This is a genomic window from Cyanobium sp. ULC065 (assembly GCF_977927515.1).
Map to the genome: position 1 here is coordinate 3,117,183 of NZ_OZ376393.1, position 20,554 is coordinate 3,137,736.

The 20,554-nt window shown below is 67.0% G+C and carries 24 protein-coding genes and 1 tRNA gene; 9 read left to right on the plus strand and 16 right to left on the minus strand.

All coding sequences use genetic code 11. The features are described 5' to 3' along the window. The first annotated feature begins 461 nt into the window (after positions 1-461). A complete protein-coding gene (aroC, locus tag ACXMDP_RS15595; RefSeq protein ID WP_259728779.1) occupies positions 462-1,550 on the plus strand; it encodes a chorismate synthase in 1,089 nt (362 codons plus the stop codon). A gap of 118 nt (positions 1,551-1,668) precedes the next feature. On the opposite strand, the gene ACXMDP_RS15600 is transcribed toward aroC, so the two are convergent. From ACXMDP_RS15600 to isiD, 6 genes are all read right to left on the minus strand, one after another. Then, a complete protein-coding gene (locus tag ACXMDP_RS15600; RefSeq protein WP_259728776.1) occupies positions 1,669-2,349 on the minus strand; it encodes a bifunctional 4-hydroxy-2-oxoglutarate aldolase/2-dehydro-3-deoxy-phosphogluconate aldolase in 681 nt (226 codons plus the stop codon). 73 nt (positions 2,350-2,422) lie between these two features. Further along, the gene (gene ftsH3, locus ACXMDP_RS15605) at positions 2,423-4,267 is read right to left on the minus strand and encodes an ATP-dependent zinc metalloprotease FtsH3 (RefSeq protein WP_094514883.1); all 1,845 of its coding nucleotides are present in this window, start codon (positions 4,265-4,267) and stop codon (positions 2,423-2,425) included. Between the two features lie 55 nt (positions 4,268-4,322). Beyond that, positions 4,323-5,510 (minus strand): sulfate adenylyltransferase, encoded by a 1,188-nt coding sequence (gene sat / locus ACXMDP_RS15610; RefSeq protein ID WP_259728775.1) that lies wholly within the window; start codon positions 5,508-5,510, stop codon positions 4,323-4,325. Positions 5,511-5,689: 179 nt separating this feature from the next. Beyond that, a complete protein-coding gene (psbO, locus tag ACXMDP_RS15615; protein WP_259730381.1) occupies positions 5,690-6,508 on the minus strand; it encodes a photosystem II manganese-stabilizing polypeptide in 819 nt (272 codons plus the stop codon). A gap of 112 nt (positions 6,509-6,620) precedes the next feature. Then, positions 6,621-7,913 (minus strand): bifunctional phosphopantothenoylcysteine decarboxylase/phosphopantothenate--cysteine ligase CoaBC, encoded by a 1,293-nt coding sequence (coaBC, locus tag ACXMDP_RS15620; RefSeq protein ID WP_259730382.1) that lies wholly within the window; start codon positions 7,911-7,913, stop codon positions 6,621-6,623. After that, the gene (gene isiD, locus ACXMDP_RS15625) at positions 7,903-8,100 is read right to left on the minus strand and encodes a protein IsiD (protein WP_198948334.1); all 198 of its coding nucleotides are present in this window, start codon (positions 8,098-8,100) and stop codon (positions 7,903-7,905) included. Before isiD ends, coaBC begins: the two co-directional genes overlap by 11 nt. 204 nt (positions 8,101-8,304) lie before the next feature. Here isiD and ACXMDP_RS15630 point away from each other — a divergent pair. Beyond that, positions 8,305-8,377: transfer RNA gene (locus tag ACXMDP_RS15630), tRNA-Ala, on the plus strand. A gap of 431 nt (positions 8,378-8,808) precedes the next feature. Here the strand turns inward: ACXMDP_RS15630 and ACXMDP_RS15635 are convergent. Together ACXMDP_RS15635 and ACXMDP_RS15640 are read right to left on the minus strand one after the other, a co-directional pair. Further along, positions 8,809-9,120, minus strand: coding sequence for a hypothetical protein (locus ACXMDP_RS15635; RefSeq protein WP_259730383.1), 312 nt, complete (start codon positions 9,118-9,120; stop codon positions 8,809-8,811). Between the two features lie 533 nt (positions 9,121-9,653). Then, complete coding sequence (locus tag ACXMDP_RS15640) at positions 9,654-9,911, minus strand: hypothetical protein (protein WP_259730384.1); 258 nt, start codon at positions 9,909-9,911, stop codon at positions 9,654-9,656. Positions 9,912-10,019: 108 nt separating this feature from the next. On the opposite strand from ACXMDP_RS15640, the gene ACXMDP_RS15645 reads away from it, so the two are divergent. The 3 genes from ACXMDP_RS15645 to ACXMDP_RS15655 all read left to right on the plus strand — a co-directional run bounded on the left by ACXMDP_RS15645 (position 10,020) and on the right by ACXMDP_RS15655 (position 11,096). Further along, entirely contained in the window at positions 10,020-10,181 is a 162-nt protein-coding gene (locus ACXMDP_RS15645) for a PCP reductase family protein (protein WP_094514906.1), read from the plus strand. A gap of 136 nt (positions 10,182-10,317) precedes the next feature. Next, positions 10,318-10,518 (plus strand): hypothetical protein, encoded by a 201-nt coding sequence (locus ACXMDP_RS15650; protein WP_094514908.1) that lies wholly within the window; start codon positions 10,318-10,320, stop codon positions 10,516-10,518. A 239-nt stretch (positions 10,519-10,757) separates the two neighbouring features. After that, positions 10,758-11,096 (plus strand): DUF565 domain-containing protein, encoded by a 339-nt coding sequence (locus tag ACXMDP_RS15655; protein WP_311134152.1) that lies wholly within the window; start codon positions 10,758-10,760, stop codon positions 11,094-11,096. On the opposite strand, the gene ACXMDP_RS15660 is transcribed toward ACXMDP_RS15655, so the two are convergent. Then, on the minus strand, positions 11,083-12,117 hold the full coding sequence (locus ACXMDP_RS15660) for an aspartate carbamoyltransferase catalytic subunit (protein WP_259730385.1): 1,035 nt from the start codon (positions 12,115-12,117) through the stop codon (positions 11,083-11,085). The genes ACXMDP_RS15655 and ACXMDP_RS15660 overlap by 14 nt on opposite strands. Next, the gene (locus ACXMDP_RS15665; RefSeq protein WP_259730386.1) at positions 12,114-12,869 is read right to left on the minus strand and encodes a DNA-3-methyladenine glycosylase; all 756 of its coding nucleotides are present in this window, start codon (positions 12,867-12,869) and stop codon (positions 12,114-12,116) included. The genes ACXMDP_RS15660 and ACXMDP_RS15665 overlap by 4 nt, the downstream gene beginning before the upstream one ends. 21 nt (positions 12,870-12,890) lie before the next feature. On the opposite strand from ACXMDP_RS15665, the gene ACXMDP_RS15670 reads away from it, so the two are divergent. Continuing rightward, on the plus strand, positions 12,891-13,034 hold the full coding sequence (locus ACXMDP_RS15670; protein WP_198948333.1) for a hypothetical protein: 144 nt from the start codon (positions 12,891-12,893) through the stop codon (positions 13,032-13,034). Between the two features lie 47 nt (positions 13,035-13,081). On the opposite strand, the gene ACXMDP_RS15675 is transcribed toward ACXMDP_RS15670, so the two are convergent. After that, entirely contained in the window at positions 13,082-13,381 is a 300-nt protein-coding gene (locus ACXMDP_RS15675; RefSeq protein WP_259730387.1) for a DUF6679 family protein, read from the minus strand. A gap of 80 nt (positions 13,382-13,461) precedes the next feature. Here ACXMDP_RS15675 and ACXMDP_RS15680 point away from each other — a divergent pair, with 80 nt between their 5' ends. Beyond that, positions 13,462-14,325: a creatininase family protein gene (locus ACXMDP_RS15680; protein ID WP_457766981.1), complete on the plus strand. Its 864-nt coding sequence runs from the start codon at positions 13,462-13,464 to the stop codon at positions 14,323-14,325. Positions 14,326-14,373: 48 nt separating this feature from the next. Further along, positions 14,374-14,667 (plus strand): Asp-tRNA(Asn)/Glu-tRNA(Gln) amidotransferase subunit GatC, encoded by a 294-nt coding sequence (gene gatC, locus ACXMDP_RS15685; RefSeq protein ID WP_259730388.1) that lies wholly within the window; start codon positions 14,374-14,376, stop codon positions 14,665-14,667. A 10-nt stretch (positions 14,668-14,677) separates the two neighbouring features. On the opposite strand, the gene crtR is transcribed toward gatC, so the two are convergent. The 5 genes from crtR to pstS all read right to left on the minus strand — a co-directional run bounded on the left by crtR (position 14,678) and on the right by pstS (position 19,581). Further along, positions 14,678-15,718 carry a beta-carotene hydroxylase gene (gene crtR / locus ACXMDP_RS15690; RefSeq protein ID WP_094514934.1) on the minus strand — a complete coding sequence of 347 codons (1,041 nt, stop codon included), beginning with the start codon at positions 15,716-15,718 and terminating at the stop codon, positions 14,678-14,680. 41 nt (positions 15,719-15,759) lie between these two features. Beyond that, on the minus strand, positions 15,760-16,908 hold the full coding sequence (locus tag ACXMDP_RS15695) for a sensor histidine kinase (RefSeq protein WP_259730389.1): 1,149 nt from the start codon (positions 16,906-16,908) through the stop codon (positions 15,760-15,762). Positions 16,909-16,921: 13 nt separating this feature from the next. After that, positions 16,922-17,626 (minus strand): response regulator transcription factor, encoded by a 705-nt coding sequence (locus tag ACXMDP_RS15700; protein WP_255100663.1) that lies wholly within the window; start codon positions 17,624-17,626, stop codon positions 16,922-16,924. A 56-nt stretch (positions 17,627-17,682) separates the two neighbouring features. Continuing rightward, a complete protein-coding gene (locus ACXMDP_RS15705) occupies positions 17,683-18,318 on the minus strand; it encodes a Crp/Fnr family transcriptional regulator (RefSeq protein ID WP_094514993.1) in 636 nt (211 codons plus the stop codon). A gap of 282 nt (positions 18,319-18,600) precedes the next feature. Beyond that, entirely contained in the window at positions 18,601-19,581 is a 981-nt protein-coding gene (gene pstS / locus ACXMDP_RS15710) for a phosphate ABC transporter substrate-binding protein PstS (RefSeq protein ID WP_259730390.1), read from the minus strand. A gap of 247 nt (positions 19,582-19,828) precedes the next feature. On the opposite strand from pstS, the gene ACXMDP_RS15715 reads away from it, so the two are divergent. Continuing rightward, positions 19,829-20,479 carry a ParB-like protein gene (locus ACXMDP_RS15715; RefSeq protein WP_259730391.1) on the plus strand — a complete coding sequence of 217 codons (651 nt, stop codon included), beginning with the start codon at positions 19,829-19,831 and terminating at the stop codon, positions 20,477-20,479. Positions 20,480-20,554: the final 75 nt, after the last annotated feature.

Here is a 20,554-nt window from a genome sequence, read left to right on the forward strand (position 1 = left end):
AAGGGGGCATCACCTCAATGGATCATCTCGCCACCATCTTGGTGGCCCTCACTTCAGGGTTGATGTGCTCCACAGCACTCGAGATGTCCATTTTATCCAACGGAGTATCCACTCTCTTGCGTGCAATAGCGGAGTGGAATGCCCGTGAATGGGCCGAAAGCTTCCCCTTTCGCCTGCGACCTTCTCCATCCAAATGACGGAACATTCACCCCTTGGCAGTGAGAACAATGACCCTTCACCGGTATTGCGTGCATGCAGGTTGCAGGGCATCGATCCAACCGCCAGCGCCCCCTAAGGCCGCGGGAACGGTGTGGCGCAGACCTCATGCGCGGGCCATCGGGGCGGGGATGAGAAGCGCGGGGAGCGGCGCCAGGCAAGCGACGCCGGCCTGAGACAGCAGAGAGGTGATACCTGAGGCGCAGCAGCTCGAATCGGTAGGCTCCAGCCAGTGCAACGGCGCCATGGGCAGCAGCTTCGGCCAGCTCTTTCGTATCAGCACCTTCGGCGAATCGCACGGCGGTGGCGTGGGGGTGATCGTGGATGGCTGCCCGCCGCGGCTGCCGCTGGATCTGGCGGCGATTCAGGCCGAGCTCGACCGGCGCAGGCCGGGGCAGAGCCGCATCACCACCCCGCGCAAGGAAGCCGATCAGGTGGAGGTGCTCAGCGGGCTGCTCGATGGGGTCACCCTCGGCACCCCGATCGCCATGCTGGTGCGCAATCAGGACCAGCGTCCCGGCGACTACAAGGACATGGAGGTGGCCTTTCGCCCCTCCCACGCTGATGCCACGTACCAGGCCAAGTACGGGATCCAGGCACGCAGCGGCGGTGGCCGCGCCTCGGCGCGGGAAACGATCGGCCGGGTGGCCGCCGGTGCGATCGCCAAGCAGTTGCTGGCCCGCGCCCACGGCACCGAGGTGATGGCCTGGGTGCGGCGCATCCACACGATCGAGGCGCAGATCGATCCAGCGCTGGTCACCCTGGCCGCTGTGGAGGCCAACATCGTGCGCTGCCCCGACCCGGGAACGGCGGAGCGAATGATCGAACGGATCGAGACGATCGGCCGCGAGGGTGATTCCTGCGGTGGGGTGATCGAGTGCGTGGTGCGGCGGCCGCCGCCAGGGCTGGGCATGCCGGTGTTCGACAAGCTGGAGGCGGATCTGGCCAAGGCGGTGATGTCACTGCCAGCCACCAAGGGTTTTGAGATCGGCTCCGGCTTCGCCGGAACCCTGCTGAGAGGCAGTGAGCACAACGATGCCTTCCTGCCCACCGCGGATGGCAGCCTGCACACCTCCACCAACAATTCCGGGGGCATCCAGGGCGGCATCAGCAACGGCGAGGAGATCTGCCTGCGGGTGGGCTTCAAGCCCACCGCCACGATCCGCAAGGCCCAGCAGACGGTCACGCTTGCCGGCGAGGCCACCACGCTCGAAGCCAAAGGACGCCACGATCCCTGCGTCCTGCCGCGCGCGGTGCCGATGGTGGAAGCAATGGTGGCCCTGGTGCTGGCCGATCACCTGCTGCGTCAACAGGGGCAATGCAGTCTTTGGTGATCACGCTGATGCCGGGGCCGGCGGCAGGAGGGCGGCCGCCCGCTGGGAAGCAGGCAGGCTCCCTCAGCTCTTGATGGGCACAGCTTTCCGCTCAGGCTGCCACGCACACAAGATTGGCTCAGGCCTGAGAGAAGGGCAGCCCTTGCCCGGTGTTTGCAGGACTGTCCGGATTATCTGCGTTCTTGGCTGAGGCGGCTGCTGAAGCCTGCTTGAGGGCCTGCAGCAGCAGCGCCAGCTGAGGGTCCAGGCCGGCCTCCCGGCCGGCGGTGAAGAGGGCCGAACCCAGGGTGACCGCCTGCACCCCAGCCGCCAACCAGACGGGCACATCGGCAGGGCGCAGGCCACCGGCGGCGATGCAGAAGGGCAGCGGAGCCAGAGGACCGGCCAGCAGGCGCCAGTAGCCAGGGCCGAGCGCCGCCGCCGGAAACAACTTGACGAGACCACAGCCAAGGCGCCGGGCACGCTCCACCTCCGTGGGGGTCATCACTCCTGGCACGAGCACCAGATCCAGCCGTGCCGCCTCGGCCAGCAGCTCGGGGCACAGCAGCGGCGACATCGCATAGGACAGACCGGCCGCACGCACATCGGCGAGGGCAGCGGTCGTGGTGATCGACGCTGCTCCCAACAACAGGCCGGGAAACTGGCCTTGCAATGCCTGGCACTGCTCCACCCAGCCGGACTGGGGCGACCAGGCCACCTCCACATGCAGTACACCCGCTGAGGCCAGCTGCTCCACTTGACAGTGGAGTGCGGCGGCCTCAGCGCAGCGCACGACGGTGAGCAGGGGCTGCTCCCGCAAGGAAGAGATCAGCCCGCCAGTGGCGGGCCCCCAATCCGCAGCCCCAGACAGGAGCTGCGGAACACCTGCTGGCTCAGACGTACTCGGCGACCCGCACATCGCTGCGGATCAGCAGCTCCTGCAGCTCCTCGGCATCCACGGTTTCCTTTTCCACCAGGATGTCGGCGAGTTCGTCGAGCACCGAACGGTTGTCGGTGAGCACGCCCTTGGCGCGGCGATAGGCCTCTTCCACCAGTTGCCCCACCTCCTCATCGATGGCGGCGGCGGTGTCTTCGGAGAAGTCGCGCTCGGCGGCGATGTCACGGCCGAGGAACATGCCGCCCTGGGAGCGACCGAGGGCCACAGGACCCAGCCGATCGGACATGCCGAAGCGGGTGACCATCTGGCGGGCGACGCGGGCCACCTGCTGGAGGTCGTTGGAGGCACCGGTGGTGACTTCGTCTTCGCCGTAGACGATCTCTTCGGCGACACGGCCACCCAGGGCGACAGCCATCTGGTTCTGCAGATAGGCGCGGGAATAGAGGCCCGATTCCATCCGCTCTTCACTGGGGGTGAAGAAGGTGAGGCCGCCGGCCTGGCCGCGGGGAATGATGCTGATCTTCTGCACCGGGTCGTAGTCGGGCATCAGGGCGCCCACGAGGGCATGGCCCGCTTCGTGATACGCCACGAGGCGCTTTCGCTTCTCGCTCATCACCCGGTCTTTCTTCTCGGGGCCGGCCATCACGCGCTCGATCGCGTCGTTGACCTCATCCATCGACACTTCGGTGAGCTGGCGGCGGGCCGCCAGGATCGCCGCTTCGTTGAGCAAGTTGGCCAGGTCGGCGCCGGTGAAACCGGGGGTGCGGCGAGCGACGCGGTCGAGGTCGACATCCTTGGCGAGGGTCTTGCCGCGGGCGTGGACACCGAGGATCTGCAGCCGGCCCGCGTAGTCGGGGCGATCGACCACCACCTGGCGATCGAAGCGACCCGGCCGCATCAGCGCTGAATCGAGCACATCGGGGCGGTTGGTGGCAGCCACGATGATGATGCCGGTGTTGCCCTCGAAGCCGTCCATTTCGGTGAGCAGCTGGTTGAGGGTCTGCTCCCGCTCGTCGTTGCCACCGCCGAGGCCGGCGCCGCGCTGACGGCCCACCGCGTCGATCTCATCGATGAACACGATGCAGGGGGCATTCTTCTTGGCCTGCTCAAACAGGTCGCGCACGCGGCTGGCGCCCACGCCCACGAACATCTCCACGAACTCCGAACCGGAGATCGAGAAGAAGGGCACGCCGGCCTCACCAGCCACCGCTTTAGCCAGCAGGGTCTTGCCGGTGCCGGGGGGGCCCACCAGCAGCACGCCTTTGGGGATCTTGGCGCCGACGGCCGTGAAGCGATCGGGGTTCTTGAGGAAGTCGACCACCTCGGTGAGCTCGAGCTTGGCGCCTTCGATGCCGGCCACATCACCGAAGGTGACCTGGGTCTGCGGTTCCATCTGCACCCGGGCCTTGCTCTTGCCGAAGCTCATGGCCGGGTTGCCACCGCCACCCTGGGCGCGGCGCAGCAGGAAGAAGAGGCCGCCGAGCAGGAGCAAGGGGAACAGCAGGCTGCCGATCGCCTGTTGCCAGGCCGCCGGTTCGCGGCTGGGCTGCACGGCGATGTCGACGTTGTTGTCGGTCAGCAGCTTCAGGAGGTCCTTGTCAGGGGCGAGGTTGACCACCGCGCGGCCGCCATCGTTCTCGACGATCTGTGCGGTGCCCCGGTCGGGGGAGATGAGCACGCGCGACACCTGCTTGCCTTGCACCGCTTCAACGAAGTCGCTGTAGCGGAGCGTGCGGGGGGCGTTGGCCGGGTTGGGCCGGTCGAGGAAGGCCGTTCCCACGGCGATCACCACGACGGCAAGGAGCACATAGAGCCCCGCATTGCGCCAGCGCTTTTTCACCCTGTGTGCTCCTGATGAGATGGAAGTAACGGAATGTTAATGGGGCGGCAGGCCGTCAGACGGCGCGCAGGACCTCCACCACGCTACGGAAGGCGAACCATTCCGGGATCTCCTCGCCGCTGCGCAGCATCTGACGGAACTGGGTGCCACTGAGTTTCTTCACATGCAGCCCGCGGGCCTCGGCGTGCTCGGCGGTCACGTAGCCCTCCTCCTCGGTGTACACGAGGTTGAGCGACGGCACCGTTTCCATGCCTAGCTCGGTGGCCTGGTCGCGGGCGAAATCCTGCGCCTGGTAGGGGCCGTAGAAGTCGTCGCCGGTGAGGGACGATTTGCAGCCGGCCATGTCGCGGCCGATGATGAAGTGGCTGCAGCCGTAGTTCTTGCGGATGATCATGTGCTGCAGGGCCTCACGCGGGCCGGCCATGTGCATGGCGTAGGGCAGATAGGCCCAGCGGATGCGGGGGTTGTCCACCTCGGCGGCCAGCCGCTCATACGACTGAAAGCGCACCTCGCCGGCGATGTCGTCTTCCTGGGTGGGGCCGCAGGTGGGATGCACCAGCACCACGGCATTGGCGCTCACGTTGGTGGCGTGCAAGGCACGGGTGAACAGCTCATAGTGGGCCCGGTGGATCGGGTTGCGGCACTGGAAGGCCACCACGTCTTCGCTGGCAGGCAACTGGCTGCGCACCTCGGCCGGCGTCTGGCAGGGAAAGACCCGGCGGGGCAGCTCCAGGCCCTGCAGCATGCCGCCGAGGTAGAAGCGCCCGCGCTCGCCGCAGATCATGCGCACCGCCGGGTGCTCGATCGAGGTGGTGCCGTAGCAACCGGCCGCCTCACGCACCTTGTCGGGTTCCCAGCGGCTCTCGACCGTGAGCACCGCCAGGTCCTGTCCGCGATAGGTGAGCAGCAGGCGATCGCCCGGGGCGATGGTGTCGTCGTCGGTGTCCATCACCACCGGCAGGCCAAAGAGCAGGCCCGAGGTGGTGCGGTTCCCGCTCACCACAGCGTGGTAATCCTCTTCGTGCATAAAGCCGCGCAGGGGCGAGAAGCCGCCCACCATCAGCAGTTCCACGTCGCAGGCGTTGCGATCGGAGCACTCCAGCACCCGATCCACACCGGCCTTCACCGCCGCCACCTGCTCGGGCGGCACGCGCAGATCAACGAGCGTGCCGCCATGGGGCGCGATCCCATGAACCATGGGTTGGCCGTCGGCGGAAGTGGTTGAGGTCACGGGCAGCGACATCAGGGAATGGAGAGATTCTTTCAGAGCACCCTTGCCTGGGGGGTGAACAGGGGAGCCCGGCCCGATGGGCTCAGCGGCGCGGGCGTCCGGAACGCCCGCGCCGATGGGAAGGGACGAAAAAGCCCTTCCGGAGACTGCTCCGGAAGGGCTTGGCGAAATGCGGAAGGCCCGGGCCTGGCTCAGGCCTCTTCGAGGCGTCCGAACAGCTGGCCGGTAACCTTCACGTCGACAGCCTGCTTGCCGCCCATGTCGGTGTCGGAGGGCTGGATCGCCGTGAACACCCCGCCGAATTCACCGGTGGCGCTGTCGACCTTGGTGATCGAGAGGCTCATGGAGCCGCGACCATCGATGTACTGCTTGGTGTTCTCCTTGGCCAGGGCTTCGTCGTCACCGGCCGGCACCAGGCCCATAGCGCTGCTGTAGCCGGTGGTGAGTCCACGGCCCTTGGGATCCAGGAAGTTGCTGGTGCGGTAGCTGGGGGTGCGGTAGGTGCCTTCGAAATCGGTGCTGGTGCTGATCGCGGCTCCGTTGGAGGTGGCCAGCAGCTCCTTGCTGGAGAAGGTGAAGGGCACTTCCTCACCACCGGGCATGAGCACGGTGATCGGCTGGAAGTCGATGCCGCCGAGCTCCTTGAAGGTGAGGGAGTCACCGGAGACGGTCAGATCGCCATACACCTGATCCAGGCTGGAGGTGTAGCGGGTGAGGATCTTGCCGGCCACGAACTGGGCTTCCTGCCGCTTGTTGGCCGGTTCACCCTTGACGAACACCTCGCTGGGGTGGAGGCAGATGTCGCGAAGCTGATAGCGGGCGCCGGAATCGAGGGGAATCGTGCCGCGCGCAGAATCGGGAAGGGTGGGGCAGTCGTTGGCCTTGCCGGTGTTGACGATGTCTTCGTAAGTGACGTTGGAGCGACCAACAGCTTTGGCACCGCCGCCGCAGGCGGTGACCATGGTGAGGCAGAGCGCCAGCACGAGTGCGAGCAGGGGTCGGAAACGCATGGGGAGAAGCCGCGCGGGCAGGGTGAAACCTTGTTAAGGCGTGCGTCGCGGCGATCCTACAGAGGAGAAACCCGGGCTCCTGCAGCGCAGTTGCGCCTCTCAACAACATGACTCACAGCAGCCTGGCCGGTGCCGGTGGGGCAGGCTCGGAGGCCGGCGGGAGCAAGGCGCCGAGCGCATCAAGCAGCTGGTGGGCCACGGCCAGTTTCCCCATCGAAGCCAGCGGGCGCTCGTCGGAGCCCGGCCCCAGCAGCCAGCCCTGGTTGGTGGCGGCGGCGAATCCTGCACCAGGCTGATCAATCGGATTGGCGAACAGCAGATCACAGCCCTTGCGCCGGAACTTGGCCCGGGCCTGGGGCAGCACATCGCCGGAATGGGCCGCGAAGCCGAGGATCCGCTGGCCGGGCCGGCGCTGGCTCACCAGTTGCTGCAGCAGGTCGGGCACCTCCTGCCAGCCCGCCTGCAGGGACAGCGCCAGCTCCTCCTTGCCCAGCTTGGTGGGCAAGGGGGCTGCCCTGCGGTGGTCGGCCACCGCCGCCGCCATGGCGATCGCATCGGCTTCGGGCTGGAGGGCGAGCAGCTGCTGCTGCAGCTCAGCGGCGGTGACCACCGGGTGAAGCTGCAGCCCCTCCAGCCAGGCGGCCTCCACGCTGAGCGGACCATGCACCAGATCCACCTGCGCCCCCCGCAGGCGGGCGGCCTGAGCCAGCAGCACCCCCATCCGCCCCGTGCTGGGGTTGGTGAGGCAGCGGGCCGGATCGAGGAATTCGCGGGTGGGACCGGCGCTCACCAACAGCCGACGGCCGCGCCAGTCACGGCTGGCGCCATGCAGGCGCATGGATTCGAGCGCCAGTTCCAGCAGGGCCGGTTCGGCCATCCGTCCATCGCCCTGCCGATCGCAGGCGAGCAACCCGGGCTCAGGGCCCAGCGGCAGCACCCCGGCAAAGCTCTGGAGGTCGTGCCAGTTGCGGCGCACCCCAGGGCTGCTCCACATGGCGGTGTTCATGGCGGCGGCGGCGAGCACCGGCGCCTCGGCGGCCAGCAAGGTGCTCGCCAGCAGGGTGTCACCGAGGCCATGCACCCACCGGGCCAGGCTGCTGGCACTCAACGGTGCCACCACCACCAGATCGGCCCATTCGGCCAGTTCGATGTGCAGCGGCCGCGCCGCCTGGTGGCTCCATTGGTCGGCCTCCAGCAGGCAACTGCGGCGGCTGAGGCTGGCCAACGCCACCGGGCTCACCAGCCGGGTGGCACTGGGGGTGAGCACGCAGCGCGTCTCGGCGCCACGCTTGGCGAGGGCACTCACCAGGCCCGGCAGCTTGACGGCGGCGATGCTGCCACTGATGCCCACCAGGATCCTGCACCCCTCCAGGGGATCAGGACGACTGTCGCCCTCATTCCTCATCGAACGGTTCCTGATCGACCAGATGGACGTAGGGGCGGGCCAGCTCCGGGCGGTGAATCGCCAGCGCCCGCATCAGGTGCCAGTCCTGCAGGCCAGCGAAGGGGGTGGGGTAATCGTCTTCATCGAGGCGGCGGGCCAGCTCGGCGATCGCGGCTTCATCAAAGGCCTCAAGCCGCTCGGGGGTGATCGCTGGGCCACCGCTTCTCTGCGGCTGGCCGGCGGCCTCGGACGTGGACGGAGCGATGGGGTCGGCCAAGGCAATGGAGACAGATGTCCGGTTTCATTCCATCGCATCAACGGCCTAGCGGCTGCTCGCTGCCTCAACGGCCCTGCCAGCGAACGCCCAGCCGCCCCGGCAGACACCCAGGCGGCAGTGATAGCTTTTCGCCACGGGGAATTAGCTCAGCTGGTAGAGCGCTGCGATCGCACCGCAGAGGTCAGGGGTTCGAGTCCCCTATTCTCCATCGGCTTCTCAGACTTTCAGGCACTCCGTTCAAAGGGGCTCCGCCCCCTGTGGAGATAGGCGTAGACGTAAGAAAGCTTTGCTGCAGCAGCCCGTCAGCCCTCTCCTCGCGTTCTGCCAGAGCCAGGAAGCCACCGAGGCCGCCATCGATGAGAGCCAGGCCATGCCGGCGAATGCAAAGCGGAGAGCCGGCACCCCAAAGCCATGAGGTGATGAGCCATTGGTGACCGGACGGTTCGTTTGATTGGCTCTGTGAGCTGGCGGTGGGACAAGCAGGATCACAGCGCCCGAAGCAGGCCCGCCTGGCTGACGGGAGCGAATCGACCAACGGGAGCGGCTCAGCCAAGAGCGGAAAGGCTGGGCACGGAAAGGCTGCGCGCCGAAAGGCCGAGATGGGATCAGGCGCTGGCTTCTGCCTGAGCGACCGACGCTCTAGAAGTCGGCGTAGATCTTCTGAAAGGCAGCGAAGGTTTCCTGGTTGTTCATACCAGCCACGGCGATCACGATCGTGCCGATCTTGCTGCTGCAAGAGACATTAAGGGTCATCGGCAAGTCTGCATGAGCGGCGTAGAAATCGGATTTGTCTACCACTTCATGCTCGGATGTAAACCCATGCTTGTTGGCGAGCATGGTGGCCCGTTGAACACAGCCTTCAACTGACTTGACGCCCAGGATGGCATCTGCGTACACATAGGGGACTGCCAAAGCCGGAAGTGGAAGGGCGATGGCGCAGGCCGCCAGCACGGCGCAGGGCGCCAGCCGTGCCGGGCATCCAAAGACTGACATTGCGTTCCGTGAACTCTGTACAGCCTACCCGGGTTAAAAAGATGCAGCAAAGAATGACAACAATCCAACGCATTGAGCAGCGATCCATGAGCATTGAGCAGCGCGAACCATGTCGTGAATCAGCCGCGCACCATCTGCAGACATCACCCCATCAGAGTGGTCGGGCCCATGGATTCACAGATTCATCCAAAAGGCGAAGAATCCACGGCAGGCGGCCACCTGCCCTCTTCCACCGTCTCCACCGGTGCAGGGCGGCTCACGGACTGAGCAACTCCTGCACTGAAGAAGAGATCTCGCTCCTCAGGGATGTTCACCGCGGGGCGCCAAGCACCGGCCAGAGATCATCCTCTGCTTCTCACGAGCGGGAGCCGTTCAAGCCTCACGTTCGGGAAGCCTTCAGGTCTCACGTGGGAAAAACCCTCAAATCTCACGCACGCGAGGAGCTCGACTCTCGCGGGGGAAAGCTCTTCAACTCTCTCAAGGGCAGCGCTTCAACTCTCGTGTGCTGGAGCCGCTGAACTGGTGCTGGCATCGAGCAAGCCGGCGAGGGCGGCCTGATAGCTGTCACGGTCGGCGGGGTCGCCCACAAGCGTGATGGCACCGCTGTCGGGCCACCAGTTGAGGCGGAGGTTGGTCTGCTTTTCGTCGAAGACGAACATCTCGTACGCCCCCTTGTGCTCCCAGTGACCGGGATGGTCGAGGCTGGTGACGATGGACTTGAGCTCGTCGAGGCTTCCGTGAAACTGCACGCAGGGGGCATCCGATCCGCCCACTCTTGCAAAACGGCTGTCTCCGGCCTGTTGCCTATGCGACCTGACGCCAGGCCTCCCCACATCCCCCAACGACTGACCTGAACCATGGACTGGACCAGCGACGCCGAGCAGAAGCTCAAGGAAGTGCCCTTCTTCGTGCGCCCCGCCGTGCGGCGTCGGATCGAAGCGCTGGCGCAGGAGGCGCAGCTCAGCACGATCGATCTCACCTTCTACGACGAGGCACGAGCCCGCTTCGCGCGCCGCTGAGCCCGCCGGTTTCCGTGCCACCGACGGTGCGGCAGGCACGGCTGGAGGTCCTGCTCCGGTGCAGCCCTTGCCTGGCCAGCGGGTCAGGGGGGGTCGATAGGGTAAAAGGGAGCTCAGCATCCTGCCTCCCGCCTCCATGTCGCAGTCAAAGCGAGAACAGGTCGTCAGCCATCTCCGCTACATCCGTCAGGAATTGCGCGAAATGCACCAGGGCGTCATGGAAGACGGCCTGCTGCCCGAGGCCGGCGAGGTGCGCGGCGTGATGGCGCAGATGGAAGCACTGCTCGAACTGCTCGAGGGCAAGGGCGCCCGCAAGAACAAGGACGGCGACGGCTGAGGCCGGCGGTCCCTTGACAGCACCCGCGGAGGGTGCATCTTGCCGGGACGCGAAACCATCGGTTGTCTGGGGCCGTTCCCATCCCCCTGGCCCGGGCCCTGCCCGGGCCTTTTTATTTCAATCCCCTATGGATGGCGTTTGGGGGTACCCCCCACACCAGAAATGGTGTAAAAAGTGTTTGGCAGTTGTCCGGGCCAGGTGATGGGGATCGCCAGCCGTTGCTCCTGCCACCCTCTTCCGTGACCCGCCTGCAGCAGACCAGGCTTCATCGCCAGATCGGTCTGGCCGGTGAACGGCTGCAAGGTTGGGCCCACAATCCCTGGCGCCGGCTGTCTCTGCAGGTGATCACGCTGCTGGGCGGCTTCTTCATGGGGGGCTCGGTGGGCATGCTCATCGGCGCCCTCTCCTATCTGGACCCGGTCGCCGCCCTGGCCAGCGTGGCACTGATGGAGCTGTCGGTGCGCACCCGCCGCGCCCTGCTGCAGCAGAGCGGCGACCGCCTCACCCTGCAGCTGATCGATGCCGCCCGTACCGGCTTCCTCTACGGGCTGTTACTGGACGGTTTCAAGCTGCTGTGAACGGGTCGGGTTCAGCGGCAGCCAGCAGATACAACAGCGCCATGCGGATCGGAATGCCGTTGCGCACCTGCTCTTCCACCAGGCAGCGGCTGGGATCATCCAGCAGCGCACCGCTCAGCTCCACGCCACGGTTCACCGGCCCCGGGTGCAGCACCGGCACCGGCTTGCCGCACAACTCCAGCCGCCGGTGGCTGAGGCCGTACTGGCGGTGGTAGGTGTCCAGACTGGTGAGCAGGTGCTGGTGCATGCGCTCCTGCTGCAGGCGCAGGGTCATCACCGCATCGGCGCCCGGCAGGGCCTCCTCCAGCTGACGCGCAATGCGGATCGAGCCGCGCCGCTCCACCGGATCGTGCGCCTGGCCCGGCGGCGGTGCCTGCACGAAGGCAGCGAAGCCATCGGGCAGCAGCGTGGCAGGACCGCAGAGCACCACATCAGCGCCGCAGGCGGTGAGCGCCCACAGGTTGGAGCGGGCCACGCGGGAATGGAGCACATCCCCCACGATCACGATGCGCTTGCCGGCCAGGGCAGCGGGCGTGGGCGCCGTCGGCTCGAACCAGCGAGCGAGGGTGAGCAGATCCAGCAGCCCCTGGCTGGGATGGCTGTGCAGACCATCGCCGCCGTTGAGCACCGCCACCCGCTCGCCGCTGCGGTCGAGGGCGCGGGCCATGGCGGCGGGCACAGCGGCGCAGGCATGACGCACCACCAGCACGTCGGCGCCCATGGCCACGTAGGTGCGGGCGGTATCCAGCAGGCTCTCGCCCTTGCTCAACGAGCTGGAGGCCGGTGAGAAACTCTGCACATCAGCTGACAGCCGCCGGGCGGCCAGCTCGAAGCTGCTGCGGGTGCGGGTGCTGGGCTCGAAGAACAGGCTGGTGACCAGACGGCCCTGCAGGGCCGGCAAACGCCGCGCGCCGCTGGTGGGCAGGGAGCGGAAGCGCTGCGCCAGCTCCAGCACGGTGGCGAAGTCGGCGAGGGAGAAGGCGGAGAGATCCAGCACATGGCGGTGGCTCCAGCGGCTCATGGCAGCCCACCCGGTGTGGCCATCGCGGCGGGGCAGAAGGCCGCCGCCGGCCGGGGCGGGCGATCGCCCCGCGCGCGGCGGCTGACGCTGCGACTGGCGCGCAGATACCAGCGCCAGGGCAACTCCTGGGCCTGAGAAATGCCGATGCGGGTGGTGCACACCATCGGGTCGTCGCCCGCCTGCTCACAACCCTGCCACCAGCGCTGGAGCGCCTCCGGGCGCGGCGCGATCCAGGCCCCCTGCGGCGGTGCCAGCAGCTGGCGGTCGTGGCAGCGGTTCAGGCCGAAACGCCGCGCCAGCAGAGCGGGGCCGGCAGCGATCCGCTCGGCCTCGCCCGGCAGGGCCACGGCCCTGAGCAGGACCCCACTGGCGTGGTCGTCGTGTCCTGTGACCACATTCACGCAGTGATGCAGGCCGTAGGTGAGATACACATACAAGCGGCCCGGCGGGCCGAAGAGGGTGTCGTTGCTGGGGGAACGGCGGCGGTGCCCATGGCAGGCGGGTTCACTCTGGCTATAGGCCTCGGTTTCCACCACCACCCCCCAGACATGGCCGCCACCGGGCAGGGCGCGCACCAGCAGGCAGCCCACCAGATCGGGGGCCACCTGCTCGGCGGGACGGGCGAAGGCCTTTAGCGGCAGGCCGGCGCCGGCCGCAGCGGGCAGCCGGTGATCGCTCGCGCACACGGCTGCGCCCGCCGGGTCGCCACCCGCCAGACTGGCGCCGGCGGGGGTGGTCACAGTCCCTGCCATTCGTCCGATCGGCTCCTTCCCTTGTCCAGCGCTCTCTCCAGTTTCAACCTCGGCACCGTGCTGCTGGCCGGCAGCGGGCTGTTCGTCCTGGCCACCCTCTACTTCGGCACCCGCGGCGGCTTCTACGACACCGACGATTACGACGGCAACGGCACGGCCCACTGACGTCGAGCCAGCGGGCGTTGTGCCTGGGCAAACCCGCCCAGCCGCGTTCAGCCCTGGCTGTGCAGCCGTTCCGATTCCGGGCAGTCGTCGGCTGTTTCCAGATCCTCCGTACTGCCGCTGCGGCTGAACGAGGCCAGCCGGGTGCTCACCGCCCCGATCGATTCCAGCCGCACGCTCTCCTCCCAGCTGTGGCGCTCGTCGTCGTCGGCCATGTCGTAGCGGAGGGTGACCAGATCGCCCACGATCTCCACCACGGTGGCCTGCTCGATCCAGCGCTGCTGATCCCGCAGGAACACCCACACCGGGCGTTTCTCGCTGCAGAACTGGTCCAGCTTGCGGTGCAACATCACCCTCCCGGCCAGCGCCGGACGAGGCCGGGTCAGGCCCGGTTGGCTTCGATCCTAGAGATGATGCACGGGTCAGTTTCATGCGGCGGCCCCGCCGCCTTTCGCCGGTGAGCACCACGTCCCCCCCCGCACCGGCCACGGCGGGCAGCCCCGCCGTTCCGGGCCCGGTGGCCGGTCATGAGGCGATCCGGCTGCAGCTGCGCAGCTGGCCGGAGGTGGAGGCCTATCTGGAGCGCTGCAAGGGGGTGATCGTGCCGCTCGGCTCCACCGAACAGCACGGGCCCACCGGCGCCATCGGCACCGACGCCCTCACCGCCGAAGCGGTGGCGCTCGAGGTGGGACGCCGAACCGGCGTGCTGGTGACGCCCGCGCAGGCCTTCGGCATGGCGGAGCACCACCTGGCCTTCCCCGGCACGATCAGCCTCCAACCCGCCACCCTGCTGGCCGTGCTGCATGACGTGGTGCTGTCGCTGGCACGGCATGGCTTCCAGCGCATCTTCGTGATCAATGGGCATGGCGGCAACATCGCCACGGCGCGGGCCGCCTTCGCCCAGGCCTACAGCACCGCCGCCGCCCGCGGGCTGCCCCATGCCACCGAGCTGCGTTGCCGGCTGGCCAACTGGTTCATGGCGGGGCCGGTGATGCGGCAGGCCCGGGAGCTCTATGGCGATCGTGAAGGGCACCACGCCACCCCCAGCGAAATCGCCCTCACCCTGCACCTGGAGCCCAGCCTGATCGCCCTGCAGCGCCCCTTGCCGGAAGCGGCGCCGGCGGGCCCGATCCACGGGCCGGAGGATTTCCGCCGCCGCCACCCCGATGGGCGCATGGGCTCCGATCCCTTCCTGGCCACCGCCGCCCATGGCGCGGCCATCCTCGATCAGGCCGCCAGCGCGCTCACCGCCGATCTCGAAGCCTTCCTCAGCGACGGGGAACCAGCCGACTGAACGGGTGGGCGCAGGCTAGGTTCGGCCTCAGATGTGAGCTCCGGTGCGATGAGCAGGATCGACAGCGACGACGTGCGCAAGGTGGCCAAACTGGCCCGCCTGGAGCTGCCTGAAGAGAAGATCGCCACTTACACCAGCCAGCTGGAGCGCATCCTCGATTACGTCGCCCATCTTGAGCAGGTGGACACCGAGGGCGTGCCAGCCACCACCCGCGCGGTGGAAGTGGTGAACGTGACCCGCGACGACCGGGTGGATCCCACTCCCGTGCGCGAGGAACTGCTGGGGTTGGCGCCGCAGCGCCAGGGCGATTTCTTCCGGGTGCCGAAAATCCTGGCCGACTAGCTTCTTTCGCTCAGCTCACCGTGGAGCGGGGCACAGGGGAAACGGCGGTGCGGTGCAGCAGCGCCAGCACATGACGGCGGGCGCGGGGGCTGGGGAAGAGCGCGGCGATCGGGCGCAGGCGACTGCGGCGGCGCTTGTGGCTGCGGATGCCGCAGAAGATGTCGTAGAGGAAATTGATGCCGTCGTGGCGAGTTTCAAACAACCCCAGCCGCTGAGGTGAGCCTTTGGATTCGAGCAGATCCTGGGTGGCGCGGTAGGCGTCCTGATACTCGAACCAGGGAATCGAGGGCCAGAGATGGTGAACCAGGTGATAGTTCTGGCCCATGATCAGCCAGTTCATCACGCGACTGGGATACACCCGGGCGTTCTGCCAGCGGTTGCGCGAAAGGAAGGGGCGGTGAGGCAGATAGTCGAAGAAGAGGCCCAGTGTGACACCCACCATCAGCGCCGAAGCGAACCAGACGTTGAGCACGAACGGCAGGAAGTTGAAGCGGATTGAAGCAGCCACGATCGTGAAGAACAGGGCCCGGGCCAGACCCCACTCGAGCAACTCCCAGCGCCGCCAGAGGCGATGGCGGAAGAAGAACACTTCGTGATAGAAGAAGCGGGGAGCAATCAACCACAGCGGACCGAACGTGGACACGATGTGGTCGGGGTCGCGCTTGGGATCGTTCACATGGGCGTGGTGCTGAAGGTGCACCCGCGTGAACACCGGAAAGCTGAAGCCCAGCAGCAGCGCCGCGCCGTGACCCATCACCGCATTCCAGAAGCGGTTGGGATGGGCGGCGTTGTGGCAGGCATCGTGGATCACCGTGCCCTCCAGGTGGAGCGCAAGGAAACCGAGCAGCAGCAGCACCGGCAACGACCAGTTGCCCACGAACCAGCCCCAGATGCAGAGCCCGGCCAGGGCGTAGCCCGCCAGAAACAGACCCACGGTGGGATTCCACGGCTCCGGCGGGTCGAGATACATCTTCGGCACCGACTGCCGCACAGGAGCCGTGCTGGCGGAGGCGGCATGCTGTTCAGGCGGGAGGGCCAGAGCTTGTGTCATCCCCTGATCCGACGCCCTACTGGCAATGGTGAGCCCTCACCTTACGGGGAAACCGAAGGAAGGGGCGACTCGCCCCGCGGCAGCACCAGCTCCACCAGGGCACCACCGGCAGGATGGTTGCGAGCCTCCACCCGACCGCCGTGGGTGAGGGCAATCTGCTGCACGATCGCCAGGCCGAGGCCGCTGCCGGAGCGGCGGCTGCGCACCCTGGAGGGATCACCGCGGTAGAAGCGCTCGAACAGATGCTTGAGGTCAGTGTCGCTGAACCCACAGCCGCGATCGCGCACCGTGAGTTCCCACCACTGCCCCGTGCCGCTGATGCCCACGTCAATCGCGGTGCCGTCGGGGGTGTAGCGCAGGGCGTTATCGAGCAGGTTGAGCAGAGCCCGGTGCAGGCGGCTCCCATCCCCCCGCAGCGGCGCGCTTGGGCAGGCCGCCAGATCGAGGCTCACGGCGCGCTGGTCGGCCAGGGGGCGCAGGCTGCTCCAGGCCTCCGCCAGCAGGTCGCGCAGGTCGAGGCAGCGGTAGCGCTCGTCATCGCCGGGGAGGCTGTTCTCCAGCCGCGACAACTCCAGCAGGTCCCCCACCAGCTCCCGCAACCGCTCCAGCTCACGTTGCAGCCGCTCGATCAGCACGACGTTGGAACGGGTGGCCTGGGCGGCCAGGCTGTCGCCCACCAGCAGCAGGGCCGTGAGGGGCGTCTTGAGCTCATGGGCCACATCACTCACCCAGCGGCTCTGTTGATCAAGCTGGGATTCGAGCGAGCGGCGGCTGCTGAGCCACACCGCCATCCAGCCGTCCTCTCCGGGCAGCAGGGTGGCTTCCAGCGGCTCGGCCCCGAGGCTCCACTCCACCCGCTGGGCCCGCTCCAGCCGGCGGGAGCGCTGGACGCCCTCCTCCAGCTCGGGCGAATGAACCAGCTGGCTGAGCTCTTCGCCACGCAACAGCGAATCGGCGGGCAACTGCAGCAGATGATCAGCCTTGGTGTTGATCGCCTGGATGGTGCTGGCCCGATCGAGGGCCAGCCAGCCGTGCGGGGCCGCATTCAGCCAGGCGAGCAGCTGGGAGCGGCTGAGCGGGGGTGCCGCCAGCGCACGGGCCTGAAGCGAACGGCGGCGCCAACTGGCGGCCGCCCGGGCCAGGCCCCAGCCGATCAGCACGCCGAAGGCCAGGGTGAGCAGAGACCTCACGGGAACAGAGCCCTCAACCGAAGCGGTAGCCGAAGCCTCGCACTGTGAGGATGTGTTCGGGAGCGGAGGGGTTGGCCTCCAGCTTTTCCCGCAACCAGCGGATGTGCACGTCCACGGTCTTGGTGTCCACCACGTAGTCGGTGCCCCAGACCTCATCAATCAGCTGGTTGCGGTTCCAGACCCGGCCGGGGTTCTGCATGAAGAACTCCAGCAGGCGGTATTCCTTCGGCGAAAGGTTCACATTCACCCCCTCGCGGGTGACACGGAACTCATCGGGATAGAGGGTGAGACCCGCATGGCTGATGGCCGGGCGCACCGGAAAGCGCTCGGACGGGCCCTGGGAGCGGCGTAGCAGGGCGCGGCACCGTGCCACGAGTTCACGCAGCCCGAACGGCTTGACCAGGTAATCGTCGGCGCCGAGCTCAAGGCCAAGCACCCGATCGGTTTCGGTGTCACGGGCGCTCACCATCAGGATCGGTGTGTGGGCATCGCTGCGGCGCAGATGGCGGCACACATCCAGGCCGCCCACACCAGGCAGCATCAGATCCAGCACCACCAGATCAAAGCCCCCGCTCGACGCCTGCTGGCGGGCATCGATCTGGTTGATCGCCTGACGGCCGTTGGAGGCACACACCACATCGAAACCTTCATGGCGGAGCGCCTCTTGAAGGGTGGTTCTGATGCCTTCATCATCATCGACGATCAGCAGCCGTGGCATGGGGGTTCCGGCCCAGGGGGCATCCTGGGCTGAAGCTAGGCCAGGCTCCTGCCGGCTCATCGGCGCTTGGGCAGATGGCTGATCACCAGATGGCGCTGCCCATCGATCTGCAGCCAGCCCTCTTCACGCAGCACGCCCAGCACGCGGGTGACGGTGACGCGGGTGGTGGAGAGGGCGCTGGCCAGTTCCTGATGGGTGAGCCGCAGGTTCAGCCGCAGGCCGGTGTCGCAGGCCTGGCCATAATCCTGAGCCAGCAATTCCAGGAAGCCGCGCACCCGTTCTTCAACGCGCCGCAGCCCCAGCAGCGACAGCATGGTTTCGGCCTGGCGGTAGCGCGACACCAGGGCCTGCATCATCGCCATGGCGAGATGGGGGGACTGCTCGATCTCAGCGCAGGAGAGGCAGAGCAGATCGGAATCGCAGATCGTGTACGCGCCGTAGGCCTGCACATTGGTGAGCGGCTCGCCGAAGGGTTCGTTGGGGCCAGCCAGGCCGAGCAGCAGTGCATCGCCGTGCATGGTGACGGCCTCAAGTTTCACCATGCCGCGCACCACCAGCCAGATGCTGTTCTTGATCAACGGCACACCGCTTCCGGCGGTGACGTGCAGCAGGTTGCGGTTGCGATAGCTGGTTTCGAGGATGTCTCGAATGGCGCCGCTGCGGCCGGCATCACGGAAAGGTGTCGAAACCATGGCCATCACCCGGGGACACCATTGAGCGTATGGAGGACTACCGACAACAAGGCAAAGGCCGGATAAGCAGTCGGTTAAGCAGCGGCTAAGGCCCCGGGCGGCGAGCAAGGCACAAGCGCTGGGCCGTCCCCAATCGGGTGCAATGTTTCAAAGAGGCTGCGGGTCAAGACAAGTTCAAGACCAAGATCAACGCCCCTCAAAAAGAAAGGGGGCCGAAGCCCCCCTTGCGGTTGGGAAAGGCCGAGATGGGCCTTCCCGGTTGCGAACGCCTGAATCTGAGGATCAGGAGCCGATGTTGGCGATGGCCTTGCGGGCGCTGCTGAGGATGGAGCCGCGCAGGGGCACATAACCGAGGTCGTCGGCCTTGCCCTGGGCGGCAGGGCTAAGCAGATGGGTCATGGCCGCACGGATGGAGCTGGCTTTGGCGCCGTTGCCCTTGCGGTACGCCAGCACCCAGGTGAGGGTGGCGATGGGGTAGCTGTCAGCGCCGGCCGGGTTGGGATCTTCACCCGCCAGCATGGCGTTCAGCTGGATGTTGTTGAGGGCGGCGGCGCCACTCTTGAGGTTGGGGAGCACGAACTTGCCCGCCTTGTTCTGGACGGCAGCCGCGCGGATCTTGCCCTTCACGAAGGCCTGGTTGAGGTAGCCGATCGAGCCGGGGGTGTTCTGGATGATGCCAGCCACACCTTCGTTGCCCTTGCCGCCCACACCAACGGGCCACTTGACGGCTTTGCCTTCACCCACGCGGCTCTTCCAAGCCGGCGAGAAGGCAGATAGGGAGTTGGTGAACGCGAAGGTGGTGCCGGAGCCGTCGGAGCGGTGAACCACGGAGATCCGGCCGGGCTTGCAACCGAGTTGCTTCCAGTCGTTGATCACGCCCAAGAACACATCAGCGGCCTGCTTCTGGGTGAGCTTGAGGTTGCAACCGGGCTGGTTGAAGGCGATCGCAATCGTGCCGCCCACGGTGGGGAACTGCACCACACCACGGCTGACCTTGGCAGCATCCGCGGCGCTGATCGGCTCGTCGGTGGCACCGAAATCCACAGTGCCAGCGATGAATTGGCGCACACCAGCACCTGAACCAACCGACTGATAATTGATCCTCGGACCGCCGCCAGCTGCCAGATCAGCAAAGGCGCGTTGGTAAAATGGGGCTGGGAATGAAGCGCCGGCTCCATTGAGTGCGGTCTGTGCTGTAGCCGCCGCACCAACGCCGAGAACAGCAAGAGAACCAAAAACCAGGGCCTTCTTCGCGAAGGTCATTGGAGCAGCCCAGTTGAAAGACCACTGATAGTTAGCAGCGCCAGATGACCAGGCGTGTAATGGAACGGTTAAGAGCCTGTCAAGATCAGAGATGAAGGGAACATTCTCCGCGCGAACGGGCTGTTCATGAACGAAACAACAGATCAAATCGTGTAGAGAGCAACTCCCGCCTGCAGGCCAAGCTGTCTCCACCGGCCACGCCGGCAGCGCCTGACCGCACCCTCCTCCGGACACACCCCTCCCGTTCATGTCTCAGCTGCAGCAACCCTTCGAGCCCCTGCCGCCGCCGCCCGAGGCCGAGGCACTGATCGAAGTGCCGGTGGCGGAGCTGCAGCCCACCCAGATGTGCATCGGCATGGCGGAGGTGCTGCACCGGCGCGCCGACTTCCGGGGCGAACCCGACAAGCAGCGGCGCAACTACCTGCGGAAGAAGCCGGTGCCGCTGGCGCGCAGCGCCGCTGGCGGCCTCTGGATGGTGGACCGGCACCACCGCCTGCGCGGCCTGCTGGATGTGGACCCCGGGGCCACCGCCTACGGCTACGTGGTGCGTCAGCTCGACCACAGCGACCGGCCCTCAGTGCTGCGGGAGCTCCAAATGCTGGGCTGGCTGTATCTGTTCGACGGCCGCGGCCAGGGCCCCTTGCCGCCGGAGCGGCTGCCCAGCAGCCTGCTGGACCTGCACGACGACCCCTACCGCAGCCTGGTGTGGAAGCTGAAGCGGGAGGGGGTGATCGAGGCGGCCCCTCTGATTCCCTTCCATGAGTTCCGCTGGGGGGCCTGGCTGCGTAGCCGTTACCTGCCACCGTTCACCTCACTGCGGCTGGAGCCGGCCCTGCCGGCCGCCCGCGCCCTGGCACGCTCCCAGGCCGCCTCGCGGCTGGCGGGCTGGAAAGGCTGATGGCTGAGGGCTAGTAGCTGATCACGGTGGCGCTGGGCGGATCACCACCGCGGAACCACTCCAGCAGAGGGTCAC

Bases quoted from the DNA above. Each gene is read 5' to 3' on its own strand.
- psbO (WP_259730381.1), bottom strand. From the start codon at position 6,508: ATGCGTTTCCGACCCCTGCTCGCACTCGTGCTGGCGCTCTGCCTCACC.
- coaBC (WP_259730382.1), bottom strand. From the start codon at position 7,913: ATGAGGAATGAGGGCGACAGTCGTCCTGATCCCCTGGAGGGGTGCAGG.
- ACXMDP_RS15665 (WP_259730386.1), bottom strand. From the start codon at position 12,869: ATGGCAGGGACTGTGACCACCCCCGCCGGCGCCAGTCTGGCGGGTGGC.
- ACXMDP_RS15675 (WP_259730387.1), bottom strand. From the start codon at position 13,381: ATGTTGCACCGCAAGCTGGACCAGTTCTGCAGCGAGAAACGCCCGGTG.
- aroC (WP_259728779.1), top strand. From the start codon at position 462: ATGGGCAGCAGCTTCGGCCAGCTCTTTCGTATCAGCACCTTCGGCGAA.
- ACXMDP_RS15660 (WP_259730385.1), bottom strand. From the start codon at position 12,117: ATGAGCCGCTGGAGCCACCGCCATGTGCTGGATCTCTCCGCCTTCTCC.
- pstS (WP_259730390.1), bottom strand. From the start codon at position 19,581: ATGACCTTCGCGAAGAAGGCCCTGGTTTTTGGTTCTCTTGCTGTTCTC.
- ACXMDP_RS15700 (WP_255100663.1), bottom strand. From the start codon at position 17,626: ATGCCACGGCTGCTGATCGTCGATGATGATGAAGGCATCAGAACCACC.
- crtR (WP_094514934.1), bottom strand. From the start codon at position 15,718: ATGACACAAGCTCTGGCCCTCCCGCCTGAACAGCATGCCGCCTCCGCC.
- ACXMDP_RS15715 (WP_259730391.1), top strand. From the start codon at position 19,829: ATGTCTCAGCTGCAGCAACCCTTCGAGCCCCTGCCGCCGCCGCCCGAG.
- ACXMDP_RS15705 (WP_094514993.1), bottom strand. From the start codon at position 18,318: ATGGTTTCGACACCTTTCCGTGATGCCGGCCGCAGCGGCGCCATTCGA.
- ACXMDP_RS15650 (WP_094514908.1), top strand. From the start codon at position 10,318: ATGTCGCAGTCAAAGCGAGAACAGGTCGTCAGCCATCTCCGCTACATC.
- ACXMDP_RS15680 (WP_457766981.1), top strand. From the start codon at position 13,462: ATGCGGCGGCCCCGCCGCCTTTCGCCGGTGAGCACCACGTCCCCCCCC.
- sat (WP_259728775.1), bottom strand. From the start codon at position 5,510: ATGTCGCTGCCCGTGACCTCAACCACTTCCGCCGACGGCCAACCCATG.
- ACXMDP_RS15645 (WP_094514906.1), top strand. From the start codon at position 10,020: ATGGACTGGACCAGCGACGCCGAGCAGAAGCTCAAGGAAGTGCCCTTC.
- gatC (WP_259730388.1), top strand. From the start codon at position 14,374: ATGAGCAGGATCGACAGCGACGACGTGCGCAAGGTGGCCAAACTGGCC.